This is a genomic window from Shewanella alkalitolerans, from assembly GCF_019457575.1.
Taxonomy (GTDB): Bacteria; Pseudomonadota; Gammaproteobacteria; order Enterobacterales; family Shewanellaceae; genus Shewanella; species Shewanella loihica.
Genome location: NZ_CP080422.1, coordinates 1,215,938 through 1,230,363, shown reverse-complemented (window position 1 = coordinate 1,230,363; position 14,426 = coordinate 1,215,938). Strand labels below are relative to the sequence as shown.

Genomic DNA, 14,426 nt, shown 5'->3' with positions numbered 1-14,426 from the left:
TACTGACGCAGACAGTAAAAAACCACGCTCTTGGAGCGTGGTTTTTTAGATGGAACTAATAGAGAGGCGCGATTAACCCGCTTGGGTTACACCTCGGGGACGGCAATCGACTTACCTTCCTCTTTAGCCAAGGCATCGGCACTGGGCTTGCCCTTCCAGATCTTCTCATCCAGACCGTTAAGCTCAGGGAAATGCGCCGCATCAAAGGTCGGCACCTTACCAGCCTTTAGCTGCACTTCGTAATCTTTGATCACCGCAAAGGCCACCTTAGAGAGCATGACGATGGCGGCAATATTCACCAGCGCCATCAAGCCCATCGAGACATCGGCAAAGTTCCACACCAACTGCAGCGAGGCCACAGACCCCGCCATCACCATGGCCAAAACCAAGGCGCGGAAGGTATAGAGCACCTTCTTGCTCCGACTCAGGAACATAATATTGCTCTCTGCATAGCTGTAGTTAGCGATGATCGAAGAGAAACAGAAAAGAATGATGGCAAAAGCAACAAAATAGGCAGCCCAGCCACCCACCTCGTTGGTGAGCGCTAACTGCAACAGGCCTATGCCCTTCTGCTCACCCGGCGCATCCAGTACGCCCGATAACAAGATGATGGCTGCGGTAGCGCTACAGATCACTATGGTATCGACAAACACACCAATCATCTGCACGAAACCCTGAGAGGCGGGGTGGTTAGGGTTTGGTGATGCTGACGCCGCGATATTGGCCGCACTACCCATACCCGCTTCGTTAGAAAACAATCCTCTTGCGATGCCCGCCATCATGGCGCCCATAGCGCCGCCGGCTGCTTCTTCCCAACCGAAGGCACTCTTGACGATATAAGCCAGCGCCGCAGGCACCTGCTCAAGGTTCATTACCAGAACGATCAGGGCAATCGCCAGATAAGCCACCGCCATCACAGGCACGATAAGCTCAGAGGCCTTGGCCACTTTCTTCAGGCCGCCGCTGATGATATAGGCCGCAACGGCGACGATCACCAGACCCACCATAGTCTTATCTAACCCAAATGCATTGTTGAGTGCATCAGTCATGGTATTGGCCTGGGCCGCATTGAAGGCGAAACCGAAGGCGATGATCAGCAAGACAGAGAACAAAGAACCCATCCAGCGCTTGCCTAACCCTTGCTCCATATAATAGGCCGGGCCACCACGGTACTGACCGTCGCTGTCTTTAACCTTGTATACCTGAGCTAGAGTCGACTCGATGAAGGCGGTTGCCATCCCCAGCAGGGCGATGAGCCACATCCAGAACACCGCGCCGGCGCCACCGACTGTGATTGCTACCGCAACACCAGCCATGTTACCCGTGCCCACACGGGCCGCCATAGAGGTACAAAATACCTGGAACGACGAAATACCATTGGTTTTCTCACGGCCTTGTAGCACTAACTTGCTACCGTGACCAAACATACGTAATTGGATAAAGCACAATCTCAATGTAAACAACACGCCCGCAGCGACCAGCACGTAAATCAACACACTGCCCCACAGCATGCCGTTTACCGCGTTGATAGTCGAATCGACTAAATTTAATACAGATTCAAACATAGAACTTCTATAACCCTTAGGACGTTTATGGTGACCTTGCCGAGCAAGCCGCCACCTTTGTTGAATTTCCTTCCCAATTTGATCGAATATTTTCGGCAGGATTATCTTTTCGAATTATCCTTTCATGATGCCAAAACAACATGCCTGCCGAATTCGACACGCCAAAATAGCATACCATCAAAAAAGCACCATGTGATACAGATCACAGTTACCCATTTACATGACATTGCCATCACGCAATCAGACACAAATAAGCTACTGTATTAACGTAACTAACATGGTGTTTACCACCAAAAATTTAACATTCGGCAAATTTAATGACTTTGCAAAAATAAGATATTGAACACATTTTTGTAATAAAATTACAAATATAGTGCCTCACATGAGCTTTGATTAACTTATTGCTTACTATAAATGGGGTTATTTATGTCACAACAGCAAGAGATCACCGCACTAAAGAAATTTGTAAGAGCGACCAACTTCCTGGCCACCTCGCAAATCTACCTGAAGCAGAACGTACTGCACAAGCGTCCGCTAGAGCATAGCGACATCAAACCCAGACTGCTAGGGCACTGGGGTACTTGTCCAGGTATCAACTTCGTCTACGCTAACGTCAACCGTCTCATCAAGAAAACCAACCGTCCTTTCCTCTACCTTGTCGGCCCAGGCCATGGCTTCCCAGCCGTACAAGCTAACCTATTTATGGAAGGATCTTTGAGTCATTTCTATCCAGAGACGATTCCGTACAACGAGACAGGTATCGAAGATATCTGTAAGAAATTTTCAGCCGCCTATGGCTACCCTTCTCACGCTAACCCAGAAGCACCGGGTCAGATCCTCGAAGGTGGTGAGCTAGGCTACTCACTCTCAGTTGCCTGGGGTGCCGTGCTGGATAACCCTAACCTCATCGCTACCGTACTTATTGGTGACGGCGAATCAGAAACGGGCCCACTAGCAGCCTCTTGGTATGCTAACCGTCTGGTATCTCCAGCCAACAACGGTGCCGTACTGCCAATCGTTCACATCAACGGCTACAAGATCTCTGGCCCAACCCGTATGGGACGCATGAGCCACGAAGAACTTGAGCTTGAATTTAAAGGCCTTGGCTACCACCCAATCATTGTCGACAGCGACCTTGAAGAAGATGTCTACGTGCAGATGACCAAGGCGATGGATGAATCCTATGCCATGATCGAAGCCATTCAGACCAAGGCTCGTAGCGGCGAAGATGTCGTTAAGCCTCGCTGGCCAGTGATTCTGATGCGCACCGCAAAAGGTTGGACAGGCGTTGCCGAAGACAATGGTAAGAAGTTAGAAGGTAACTGTGAGTCTCACCAGGTTATCGTTAACAAGTGTGCGAAAGACAAACAACACCTTGAAGCCTTAGATCAATGGCTTGCCAGCTACAAGTTTAACGAACTCTATAGCATCAACGAACAAAACCAGATCGTGTTCGACAAAGACATTCAATCATTGCTACCACCAAAAGAGCTTTGCTGTGGTCGTCAACACCTGAGCTACGGCGGCGAAGTGGTACGTTCACTCAACAATCCTAAGCTGGAAGACCTGGCCTACGGTGCAGAAACGCCTAGAGGCCAACGTGGTTACTCTATGCTCAAGATGGGCCAATGGATGCGTGATGCATTCAAGCTCAACAGAGACCAACGCAATCTGCGTATCTTCAGCCCTGACGAAACCTATTCTAACCAGCTACAAGCTGTGTTTGAAGAGACAGATCGTGCATGGCAGTGGCCTATCGAAAGCTGGGACGAAGATATGTCTCGCGACGGTCGAGTACTTGAGCTGCTATCTGAGAACCTGCTATTCGGTATGCTACACGGCTACACAGTAACGGGTCGTCACGGCATGTTCCCAACTTATGAGTCATTCTCACAGGTGGTCTCCTCTATGGCCGACCAATACTGTAAATATGTCTATGCAAGCCAAGGCGTACACTTCCGTAAGCCAGTTCCCGCTTGTAACGTAGTGCTCTCTTCACTGCTGGAGCGCCAAGACCACAACGGTTATTCTCACCAGAACCCTTCTTTCCTAGGAGCTATGCTTGAGAAACACCCAGAGATCATCTCGGCTTATCTGCCAGCAGATGCTAACTCTACCCTGGTTTACACAGAGCGTGCCTTCGCCGATCGCGATAAGCTCAACATCATCGCCGCCGGTAAGAAAGAGTTGCCACAATGGCTAACACTGGACGAAGCCCGTCAACAGGCTAAAGATGGTGTCATGGTGTGGGACTTCGCCTCAGATGAAAACCCAGACGTAGTACTGGCAGGCTGTGGTGACTATGTGACCCAAGAATGTATGGCCTCTCTGGTCATCCTGCGTGAGCTGCTACCAAGAGTCCGCGTTCGCTTCGTCAGCGTAACCGAGCTAACCAGCAGCGGTCTGGGTAGCCGTAAGTTCCAAAGCAAGCCTTGGATGATGGATGAGATCTTCACCGCCGATAAGGGTGTGGTCTTCAACTACCACGGTTATCCGAACACCATCAAGAAACTGGTATTCGATTACAAGGGTAGCCACAGATTCCGCATCAAGGGCTATGAAGAGGAAGGTTCAACCACTACACCATTCGATATGGGTGTGCGTAACGGTACTTCTCGCTACCACCTGGTTATCGATATGGCTTACAAGCTATTCCAACAAGGTGTGATTGACGAGACACAACACGTTGCCATCACCACAGACATGCTACAGCGTCTGGTTGACCACCGTAACTACATCAAGGCAAACGGTGTCGACCCAGAAAACATCGAAAACTGGATCTGGACACGTTAAGAATAGATTAACGCTACGTTAATTATTCTACTAGAAAAAAGGCGATTCCTAGCGGAAACGCCTTTTTTATTATCAAGTGACCAATGATCCTAAAAAAAATGCCTGTTTATCATGGCAATTTCTATATTCACGTAAGATAATACAGAGGCTAGCGATAATATCTAAGGAGTCCCCCCACAAAGTGCTGGCATGTTTTTACAGGATAAAAACAGCATGGGGGAAGATAGTAAAACAAAGGAATTGGAAAATGATGAACAATACATTGAAAGCTATTCTGCTTACATCAATGCTCCCATTTGCAGCCAATGCAGCACAAGAACTCACCCCTTGGTATGTCGGTGGCGGTTTAGGCGTTAACAACTACGAGCCTAACTGCGATCAGAAGACCATGAAGCAGTGTGGTGAAGACGATCCTTATGCTTGGGACGTATTTGGTGGTTACCTCTTTAACGACTATTTCGGTGTCGAGCTAGGCTATCGTGACCTAGGCCGTGCCGAGTGGGTCGACTATGCCAACAAACTTAACGACGTCGGTGCTCGCGGTATGACACTCGGCCTGGTAGGTTTCTGGCCATTTGCCGACCGTTGGAGCCTGTCTGCCGAAGCGGGTGCAATGAACTACCTACTGTCAAACAACAAACAGTGGGGTAGCGAGTACTACAGCGACAGCGGTGTTGCACCATACTTTGGTGCGGGTATCGGCTACAACTTCACCGACAACCTCAAGCTGCAAGCCAAGTATCGTCGTTATGAAAATCTCGACGAAGACAAGTGGAACACACTTGAGATGGAAAGCAACTACTGGGGTCTTGAGCTGAGCTACCGATTTGGTCGCGCAGCACCAGCCGCTGTAGCAGCACCTGTGGTTGTTGCACCAAAAGATTCAGACAACGACGGTGTGACTGACGACAAAGACCAATGTGCCAACACGCCAAGCAACCACAAGGTTGATGCCAATGGTTGTACGGTTTACCGCGAAGTCACCGAAAAACATGAACTGGGTTCAATTCGCTTTGCCAACAACTCAGCCGTGGTGAACTCTGCATCTTACGGTCAAATCGAAAAGCTGGCCAACTACATGAACCAAAACCCACGCGCAACCGTGTTGATCGGTGGTCACGCCTCTAACGTAGGTAACCCAGACTACAACATGGATCTGTCAGAGCGTCGTGCCAATGCCGTTGCCGAACTGCTGGTTAGCAAGTACGGTATCAGCCAAGATCGCGTCAGCGCTAAAGGTTACGGTATCACTCAGCCTCTGATCGAAGGCAAAAGCGCCGAAGCCAACAAGGCTAACCGCCGCATCGAAGCCCACGTCACTGGCGTGCGTAAAGAGCCGGTTCTAAAGTAAGTCTTTACGATTAACTTAATGATCGACCTCACTAAAAATCGCTGCTTAGGCAGCGATTTTTTTTCCTGTCATAATTTAATGGTTATACTCTAAGTCCGTTTAGCACAAGCATCAGCCTCACTAATCGGCGACGGCTAAAATGCCTTTTACTGATATTTAGCAACTTTTCTGTAATTTTTTTTCATTCACGGTTGGAAATATCGGCAAAATCGCGTCTAATAGCCGTTAGTAAACCACACACTTAAGCTGCTTCTTAAGAAGGATGTAATTTTCATGGCTAATACACTAGAGCAATTCAAATCTATCACTACCATAGTTGCCGATACCGGTGACATCGAAGCCATCAAGCGTTATCAACCACAAGACGCCACCACCAACCCCTCTCTTATCCTAAAAGCAGCCCAAATTCCTGAATACAAGCACCTGATTGCCAATGCCATCGAATGGGCCAAGGCGCAGAGTGACGATCTGGCCCAGCAGGTCGAAGATGCTGGTGACAAGCTGGCGGTCAACATCGGCCTGGAGATCCTAAAGATTGTTCCTGGCCGCATCTCTACCGAGGTAGACGCTCGCCTATCCTTCGACAAGGCAGGCTCTATCGAGAAGGCACACAAGCTGATCAAGCTCTATGAAGAAGCCGGCATAGACAAGTCTCGTATCCTGATCAAACTCGCCTCAACCTGGGAAGGGATCTGCGCCGCCAAAGAGCTGGAAAAAGAAGGCATCAACTGTAACCTAACGCTACTCTTCTGTTTTGCCCAGGCCAGAGCCTGTGCCGAAGCTGGTGTTTACCTGATCTCGCCTTTCGTCGGCCGTATTCTCGATTGGTACAAGAAAGACACTGGCCTAGAGTACAGCGCCGTAGAAGATCCAGGCGTTGTCTCAGTCACCAACATCTACAACTACTACAAGCGTCACGGCTACAAGACGGTTGTGATGGGCGCAAGCTTCCGTAACACGGGAGAAATCATCGAACTGGCAGGCTGTGACCGTCTAACTATCGGCCCTGCGCTGCTTGAAGAGATGGCCAACAGCGACACACCAGTCGTGCAAAAACTACAGGCCGCCAATGAAGTGGTCGCTCCTGGTGCAGCACTGAGCGAAGCCGAGTTCCGTTGGGAGTTCAACCAAGATGCGATGGCGGTAGAGAAACTGGCCGAAGGTATCCGCAATTTTGCCATCGATCAGGGCAAACTTGAAACCATGCTAAAAGCAGAACTCGAAGCCTAAGGGAATAGATGTCATGACTAAGCTTACTCAGCAAGACGCATGGGCCGAGCTCGAGGCACAAGCCGCGAAGCTGCCACACATGCGCGAGCTATTTGAGGCCGATCCACAGCGCTTTGACAAGATGTCACTGTCCGCCTGCGGCCTGCTGCTAGATTACTCGAAGAACCGAGCGGATGAGCAGACGCTTGAGCAGCTGTTTAAACTGGCTAAATCTGCCGGTCTAAGCGATAAGATCCGCGCCATGTTCAATGGCGAGATCATCAACAACACAGAGAAACGCGCCGTGCTGCACACGGCCCTCAGAGCTGAGGACGACGAGGTTATTTTGGTCGATGGCCAGAATATCGTTCCCGAGGTAAAACAGACTCAGGCCAAGATGGCCAAGTTTGTCGAGGCAGTCACCTCCGGCGAGTGGAAGGGCTACACGGGCAAGGCGATCACAGATATCGTGAGCATAGGTATCGGTGGCTCCTTCCTTGGCCCTAAGATAGTTACTCAGGCCCTGAGACCATACTGGAATCCGGCGCTCAAGTGTCACTTCGTCGCCAACGTCGATGCCACCTCACTGTGTGAGAAGCTGCGTCTGGTGGATCCGGAAACCACACTATTCGTGATGTCGTCTAAGTCTTTTGGCACCCAAGAGACGCTGACCAACACCCTGAGTGCCAAGGCCTGGTTCCTGGAAAATGGCGGTACCCAAGTAGACATCGCCAAGCATTTCGTTGCCGTCACCTCAAACGTGGCCAAGGCAACCGAATTTGGCATGGATGCGGACAACATCTTCCCTATGTGGGATTGGGTGGGCGGTCGTTATTCACTCTGGTCGGCCATAGGTCTGCCTATCGCCCTGTTGATCGGCATGGACAACTTCTACCAGCTGCTGTCTGGCGCCAAGTCGATGGACAAGCATTTTGTCGAGGCGCCGCTCGAACAGAATATGCCGGTGATCATGGGGCTGTTTTCCCTACTCTATGGCAACTTCTACCAGGCACAATCCCATGTGGTATTGACCTATGATCATTACCTCAGAGGCCTGCCGGCTTACTTCCAACAGCTGGACATGGAGAGTAACGGTAAATCTGTCACCCTCAATGGCGACAACGTCGACCATGCAACCGGCCCTGTGATCTGGGGCGGCGAAGGCACCAATGGTCAACACGCCTATCACCAGTTGTTACACCAAGGCACGGCACTGATCCCGGCAGACTTTATTCTGCCACTGCAGAGCCATAACCCGCTCGGCGAACACCATGTGCAGCTGGCCTCCAACTGTTTTGGCCAGACTCAGGCGCTGATGCAAGGCAGAACCTTCGATGAGGCACTCGCCGAACTCGACGGCAGCTCACTGAGCCAGGAAGAGAAGGCATTGATTGCTAAGCACAAGGTGATGGAAGGCAATAAGCCAAGCAACACCCTGCTGATGGACAAGCTGACTCCGGAAACACTGGGTGCCTTGATCGCCCTGTACGAGCATAGAACCTTCGTTCAAGGCGCGTTATGGGACATCAACTCCTTCGACCAATGGGGCGTCGAACTCGGTAAGACCCTAGGCAACGATGTGCTCGCACGTCTGCAAAGCGATGAAGAGGCTAAGGCTCTGGATGCCTCCAGCAACGCCCTCATCAATCTCTTTAGACGCGGCCAACTCTAAGCCAGCAACCTTAGCCGATAAAAAAGCCAGTTTTCACTGGCTTTTTTGTTATCTGCAGTAATATCCACCAGCAAACCTGCGCGACCTCCCATCCTAGGGGCAAAAAACCGCCTGTTGCGCCATAAATGATTCACCCAGACTTAACATTATTGAAACATTTTTCTTGCACCATAAATTGGAAGTGTGATATTTAATTGTTGAGAAAAAATACAACAACAGGAGGTTGCCATGAATCGCTTAGATTATGGTAGTGCGCTAGATGATACCGTCATTGAAAGACCCAACAGTCGTTCGCGAAGCTCCAACAAGAAGCGAAAATGGCGTGAAATAGAGGCTATCAAAGAGAAACAGCGTTTGATTAAAGAGCTTCAGGATATCGACAGCAGTTTCGAATACGACTTAGATAACCTTCTGATGTAAATAAACAATAAAAATAGCGCCTTAGGCGCTATTTTTGTATCTATAGGTTGTTAGTGATTAGCTGTTAATCATCGGCCTTGGCCAGATACTCTTTTAACTCTTCGAAGAGTAGGTTGTCGTCATCGCTAAATAATGGGTCGCAGATCAACTTCTCTTGGCATCTGTCTGCCACTTCCTGCCACTGGGCCTCTGTCATCCCCGCCTCCCAGATGGGGAACAACTTACCCTCTTCATACATCATGTGATTGCGCTGCGCCTCGACATACTCCTTCAGGGCCTGGCTCAAGGTTTCATTCTGTACCGGGACGTCACTTAAGATAAGGTTTAGGGTAGACATCAGACTGGTTGAGCTTTCGATAAGGTTATGGTGCTCTTCCCCCAACTGCTTCTCCAAGGCCTCCTCGGGATGGGTCTGAATATAGAATTCGTTGATCAGATCCTCGAGCGGGTGATGGCTATGCTCGGCATAGCTCTGCATATATTCGACGATATCTCGGATCAGATTAAAGTTGACGGCCTCGCCATGTTGCAGCCGCTGCTGCTTATTTTTAAGGATATTTAACAGTATCGCGATATGTTTATGGTCATTATGAAGTCTCGCTAACATCGTCACCTCCAACCTTCTAGACGCCTTTAGTTACTATAGTAAATTGTTGAACTTTTACTCACACTAATATGTAAGCCGTCATGATGACGTGACTCAGATCAAGAAAAACGAACATAAAATAATCACTTAAGATACGCTTCCCCCGAGCACGTCCATCACCTTGCCCAGCGCAGATTGCAGACGGGTAAAGGCCTCGGAGGCCGATTTCACCTCCTTCAGATTACGCTCGATAAGCGCCGTAAAATAATCTTCCTGCTCTATGGTCATGTCCAGCACATGGAAGCTGCCACGGATCTCAGTGGTCATGTTAATGAGCGCCGCACTAAATTTCTCATCATGCTCTAGGGTTGCGACGTTGATATCGCCGATAAGCGATTCGATGTCGAGAAACACCTGTGTCAGCGTCTGTTGGCGACTGATATCCAGGACGCGTGCCTCCAGTCCTTCGACCACCACGGCGATGATATCCCTCAGCCTGCCGTAGAGGACCTCATCGTTTATCGGCATATTCTTGATCAAGAAGGAGACATGCTTGTCGTTACATATGGTACGGCAGCCAAAATCATACAGGCGACCATGTTTATCCAATAGCTCGAGAATGTTCGACTCTATGGGGCTTATGGCCGCATGCCTGGGAGCAAAATACTCCACGTTTTCCCCACGTATCTCCAGGCAGGTGTTGAGATTGAGCTGCTGCATCAGATCAAAGAAGGCATCCGCCAAGGTCTGATGATCGTTACAGAGAAAACATTGACGGAAGAACTGCAGCACACAACCATACTGTGACGACTCAGTCATCGACTGAAAAGCCATGTTGCGCGAGACGGATTCCGCCTGGATCAGCTCCCGCTGCTTCATCACATAGTGGGCGACGCTGTGGACCTTGGCCAGCAACTCCTTGAGCTCAAACGGCTTGGCGATGAAATCCACCGCATTCACCTCATAGGCCTTAAGGCGCTCCTCCAGGGTATTCATCCCAGAGACAAACAGCACGGCCACCTCTTGGTTGCTGGCCTGTAGCTCACGGCATAGGGTAATGCCATCGGTATCGGGCAGGTTGATATCCATCAGCAGCAGATCCGGCTTCTGGGTTTGCAGGGCGGCGCGAAAATCCGCCGCACCATAGAAGGGGCTCACCTTGAACTCATCTTGCAACATCTCGACGATCAGCTCGCAGTAATCCCTGTCATCGTCTACAACCCAAATCTCCATGTTGTTCATCGCAATTCTCCTTGTACAAACTCAATCCCTATCTCTTCGAGGCCGCGTACGAAGGCGCGGATATCGAAGGGTTTCTGCAGCACCTGAAAAGGCAGATCTTCCCGACTGCTGATGCCGACATCGCCGACATAGCCTGAGATCAGCAGCACAGGAATCGTTCGGTGCACGCTCAGGTCAGTCACCAGCTCATAACCGTTAATGCCCCCCGGCATCAAGAGATCTGAGATGATGAGGTCTATGTTATCTATGCCATCCTTAAACTGCTCCTTGACCAGCAGAGGATCCGTATAGGCCAGCACCTCCATCCCCATCATCTGACAGTAATCGCACAGCACCTCGAGCAGATCTGGCTCATCATCGACGATAAGCACCTTGATCGGCCGCGCGACCTTGGGATACTCAAGCGGACTGTGCTGGCGCTCAATCTGCCGCTCGACCGGCTTGATGGCCGGAAACCAGAGACGGATCTCAGTGCCATCAGCACCCGTGCGCATGATGCTCATATATCCGTTGGAGCGTTTGACGAAGCCATACACCATGGAGAGCCCGAGCCCGGTCCCCTTGCTCTTGTCTTTGGTGGTAAAGAATGGCTCGAAGATCTTATCCAGCAAGTTATCTGGGATCCCCCCGCCCTGATCGATCACCGACACCCAGACATAATCTCGGTTATCAGTGCTGACGGTATTGCCCACCCCGGGAAGGTAGCCCGACAGATACTGCTCACCGGTCACTATGGTGATCTGCCCTTCCCCATGCATGGCATCTTTGGCATTCAGCACCAGATTGATCAGCGCATCTTCGAGGTCGCCGCGATCGACACAGATATCCCGCATCGATGGCTGGGGCTGAATATTGAGGCTCACCTGGGTGGTCAAGGATTTCTCCAGCAGCTCCTCCAGGCTCTGTAGCACCTCGTTGACCTGCACCGGCTGGGCACTGAACTGCTCCTGCCGGGAAAACTGCAGCAGACGCCGGGTCAGGTCGGTTCCGCGCTGACAGGCCTTGAGCGCCGTGGCCAGATAGCGGGCGATAGACTCATCCTTGCCCTTAAGTTCCATCAACTCCAGATTGCCCTTGAGCACACCTAAGATGTTGTTGAAATCGTGGGCCACGCCCCCTACCAGCTGGCCCATGGCCTGCATTTTCTGGGTGCGGGCCATGGTATTTTGCATCAGCTTCTGCTCCGTAATGTCCCGGCCGACAAGGGTAAACAGGCTGCCATCTTCATACTGCTCGTTAAGGGCAATTAGATGGGTATGCAGGATCACCTTCTCCCCCGTGGCGGTAGAGCAGACCAGCTCGCCGGTAAACTCCAGGCGCAGCTCAATCGCCTCCAACAGCTCCAGCGCCTTGTCGTCCTGATCGCCGAAGAAGAGTTCGATCGACTTGCCGATAAGCTGACTGCGCGGATATTGGCTGATGGCGGTCGCAGCAGCATTGGCATACATGATCACCGGCGCCATCCCCTTCTGACGCGAGGCGACCACTATCATATCTTCGCTATTACTGACGATAGACTGGTACATCTGAGTGTCGATAGACTTAATGATCTGGGCGTTACGACTCTGCTGCCAATCCTGGCTCTGCTGCAGCAACATGCCGCTGATGCTGTCGGCAATGAAGGTCTGATAGGAGGTGAGAAAAGACAGCCAGCCCTTACCCGGGCGATAGAAGAAGATGTTGACGTCGAGCCCCTCTATGGGCCAAACCACGAAGCGTTGCCACTGGTGCGCCCCCCGCTGGCCATCCAGCAACGGCCAATCCTTCACCTGTCGCCACAGGGTGATATAACGCATGGAATCCCGACACCAGCAGGTCACATCGGCCGGCATCTCGTCGCTGGCCAGCAGACGACGGGAGAGAATCATCACAGATTCGGCGCCGCTGCTATCGGCCAGAATACGACACAGGGGCAAGAGCACATCGTCACCGCGAATAAACTGTCCCTGTAACTTCCCCAGTTGGGCGATCAAGGCCGGGCCAAAGTCCATAAATTCAGATTGAGAGAGATCCTTAAACACGCTAGAGTCCATTCCACTATTGAAAAATGAAGAAGTCGGGCGAAATGCCTTTCATTGAGCATAGTCCAGCTTAGGAAAATCGCTCAAAATACCGATAAAATTTATAAACTTGTTTAAAGTTAGTGAGGAAAAATGCCAGACACTCATTGGGTCGGTGCCCATGTTAGCGCCGCCGGCGGTATCGCCAATGCGCCGCTGAACGCACAGAAGATAGGTGCCAATGCCTTTGCCCTGTTCACCAAGAATCAGAGACGCTGGCAGGCGGCGCCGCTCTGCCCTTCGCAGATTGACGCCTTCAAGGCCAACTGTGAGCATGCCAATATTCGCCCCGATGCCATTCTGCCCCACGACAGCTACCTGATTAATCTTGGCCACCCAGATGAGGAGCAGCTAGCGCGCTCGCGAGAAGCCTTTCTCGACGAAATGCAGCGCTGCGAACAGATGGGATTGACCCAGCTCAACTTTCATCCCGGTAGTCATCTCAACAAGATAGGCATAGACGAGTGCCTGGCCCGCATCAGCGAATCGATCAACCTAGCACTGGATAAGACGCAAGGCGTCAGCGCCATCATAGAAAACACCGCCGGTCAGGGCTCAAACCTGGGCCATAGCTTCGAGCAGCTGGCACAGATCATCGACAAGGTAGAAGATAAGAGCCGGGTCGGTGTCTGTATCGACACCTGCCACATGTTTGCCGCCGGCTACGACTTAACCACTCTCGAGGCCTGTGAGGCGAGCTTCGGCCAATTTGATGCCATAGTGGGCAACCGCTACCTTAAGGCGATGCACCTCAACGACAGCAAGACACCGCTGAACAGCCGAGTCGACAGGCACCACTCACTCGGCGCCGGTTATATCGGTATGGACGCCTTTAGCTATATCATGAAACATCCGGCGACCAGGCAGATCCCCCTCATATTAGAGACGATAGAACCTGAGATCTGGCAGCAAGAAATAAACTGGCTACGTAGCCAGACACGCTAAAGCAGGCACTTGTAGACCACGGCAATCACCCTGACCTGATTATCCCTGTCGAAGTGATCTTCTTGTAGCCAGACAATATGAGTGCCCTGCAGAGCCTCGCCTTGCTGCTTGGCATTATCCTGCGCCGCCCTTAGCGGCGCCTCTCCTCTGCCTATCCCAGTCACCATGGCGAAGCTATCGCAATGGGTCACCTCGAAATCATAGGCCTCATTGATTCGTGAATAGAGCTGTGGCTCATTTGAGGCGCAGGCTGTCAGTAAACAAAGGCCAGGTAAAATCACTCTAAGATGCAACACGTCACGGCTCTGTCAAATAAAGGCTAAAGAAAAAGGCCTGTAAGATAAGTGATTTAGCAGAGCTTGGTTGTGACAATCATCACGCCGGTCTCAAGGTCATTGATACATTTGGCAACCTAGGTAATTGGCGCGAATCAATGCAAACGCCTTGCTGATAATGCTAATGAAATACGGCGCAGAGGTTAGCTGCCGCCCCATATAAACAACCGAATTGAAACAACTGGATTAAAACAACTGGATTGACAGAGACTAATTGAACTAAAAAGCTGTGCTAACAGATAAGGCAG

11 protein-coding genes are annotated in these 14,426 nt (G+C 51.0%); 6 read left to right on the top strand and 5 right to left on the bottom strand.

Annotated elements, in window-relative coordinates:
• Positions 1-86: 86 nt before the first annotated feature.
• Positions 87-1,565 (bottom strand): alanine/glycine:cation symporter family protein, encoded by a 1,479-nt coding sequence (locus tag K0J45_RS05455; protein WP_220044573.1) that lies wholly within the window; start codon positions 1,563-1,565, stop codon positions 87-89.
• A 426-nt stretch (positions 1,566-1,991) separates the two neighbouring features.
• Between K0J45_RS05455 and K0J45_RS05450 the strand changes: the two genes are divergently transcribed.
• The 5 genes from K0J45_RS05450 to K0J45_RS05430 all read left to right on the top strand — a co-directional run bounded on the left by K0J45_RS05450 (position 1,992) and on the right by K0J45_RS05430 (position 9,010).
• Entirely contained in the window at positions 1,992-4,358 is a 2,367-nt protein-coding gene (locus K0J45_RS05450) for a phosphoketolase family protein (RefSeq protein WP_011864895.1), read from the top strand.
• Between the two features lie 247 nt (positions 4,359-4,605).
• Positions 4,606-5,709 (top strand): OmpA family protein, encoded by a 1,104-nt coding sequence (locus tag K0J45_RS05445; RefSeq protein WP_220044572.1) that lies wholly within the window; start codon positions 4,606-4,608, stop codon positions 5,707-5,709.
• Positions 5,710-5,982: 273 nt separating this feature from the next.
• Complete coding sequence (gene tal / locus K0J45_RS05440; RefSeq protein ID WP_220044571.1) at positions 5,983-6,939, top strand: transaldolase; 957 nt, start codon at positions 5,983-5,985, stop codon at positions 6,937-6,939.
• 13 nt (positions 6,940-6,952) lie between these two features.
• Positions 6,953-8,590 (top strand): glucose-6-phosphate isomerase, encoded by a 1,638-nt coding sequence (gene pgi / locus K0J45_RS05435; RefSeq protein WP_220044570.1) that lies wholly within the window; start codon positions 6,953-6,955, stop codon positions 8,588-8,590.
• Positions 8,591-8,818: 228 nt separating this feature from the next.
• Positions 8,819-9,010, top strand: coding sequence for a DUF3545 family protein (locus K0J45_RS05430; RefSeq protein ID WP_011864891.1), 192 nt, complete (start codon positions 8,819-8,821; stop codon positions 9,008-9,010).
• A gap of 64 nt (positions 9,011-9,074) precedes the next feature.
• Here the strand turns inward: K0J45_RS05430 and K0J45_RS05425 are convergent, their stop codons facing one another.
• The 3 genes from K0J45_RS05425 to K0J45_RS05415 form a co-directional block, all read right to left on the bottom strand.
• Positions 9,075-9,617 carry a hemerythrin domain-containing protein gene (locus K0J45_RS05425; RefSeq protein ID WP_011864890.1) on the bottom strand — a complete coding sequence of 181 codons (543 nt, stop codon included), beginning with the start codon at positions 9,615-9,617 and terminating at the stop codon, positions 9,075-9,077.
• Between the two features lie 126 nt (positions 9,618-9,743).
• Positions 9,744-10,838 (bottom strand): response regulator transcription factor, encoded by a 1,095-nt coding sequence (locus tag K0J45_RS05420; protein ID WP_144201154.1) that lies wholly within the window; start codon positions 10,836-10,838, stop codon positions 9,744-9,746.
• Entirely contained in the window at positions 10,835-12,859 is a 2,025-nt protein-coding gene (locus K0J45_RS05415) for a hybrid sensor histidine kinase/response regulator (protein WP_258406772.1), read from the bottom strand. Before K0J45_RS05415 ends, K0J45_RS05420 begins: the two co-directional genes overlap by 4 nt.
• 132 nt (positions 12,860-12,991) lie before the next feature.
• Here K0J45_RS05415 and nfo point away from each other — a divergent pair, with 132 nt between their 5' ends.
• Positions 12,992-13,843 (top strand): deoxyribonuclease IV, encoded by an 852-nt coding sequence (gene nfo, locus K0J45_RS05410; protein WP_220044568.1) that lies wholly within the window; start codon positions 12,992-12,994, stop codon positions 13,841-13,843.
• Here nfo and K0J45_RS05405 read toward each other — a convergent pair.
• On the bottom strand, positions 13,840-14,136 hold the full coding sequence (locus tag K0J45_RS05405) for a hypothetical protein (protein ID WP_011864886.1): 297 nt from the start codon (positions 14,134-14,136) through the stop codon (positions 13,840-13,842). The genes nfo and K0J45_RS05405 overlap by 4 nt on opposite strands.
• Positions 14,137-14,426: the final 290 nt, after the last annotated feature.

Coding starts and splice junctions, on each gene's coding strand:
- tal (WP_220044571.1), top strand. CDS start 5,983: ATGGCTAATACACTAGAGCAATTCAAATCTATCACTACCATAGTTGCC.
- nfo (WP_220044568.1), top strand. CDS start 12,992: ATGCCAGACACTCATTGGGTCGGTGCCCATGTTAGCGCCGCCGGCGGT.
- K0J45_RS05455 (WP_220044573.1), bottom strand. CDS start 1,565: ATGTTTGAATCTGTATTAAATTTAGTCGATTCGACTATCAACGCGGTA.
- K0J45_RS05425 (WP_011864890.1), bottom strand. CDS start 9,617: ATGTTAGCGAGACTTCATAATGACCATAAACATATCGCGATACTGTTA.
- K0J45_RS05450 (WP_011864895.1), top strand. CDS start 1,992: ATGTCACAACAGCAAGAGATCACCGCACTAAAGAAATTTGTAAGAGCG.
- K0J45_RS05420 (WP_144201154.1), bottom strand. CDS start 10,838: ATGAACAACATGGAGATTTGGGTTGTAGACGATGACAGGGATTACTGC.
- K0J45_RS05445 (WP_220044572.1), top strand. CDS start 4,606: ATGATGAACAATACATTGAAAGCTATTCTGCTTACATCAATGCTCCCA.
- K0J45_RS05430 (WP_011864891.1), top strand. CDS start 8,819: ATGAATCGCTTAGATTATGGTAGTGCGCTAGATGATACCGTCATTGAA.
- pgi (WP_220044570.1), top strand. CDS start 6,953: ATGACTAAGCTTACTCAGCAAGACGCATGGGCCGAGCTCGAGGCACAA.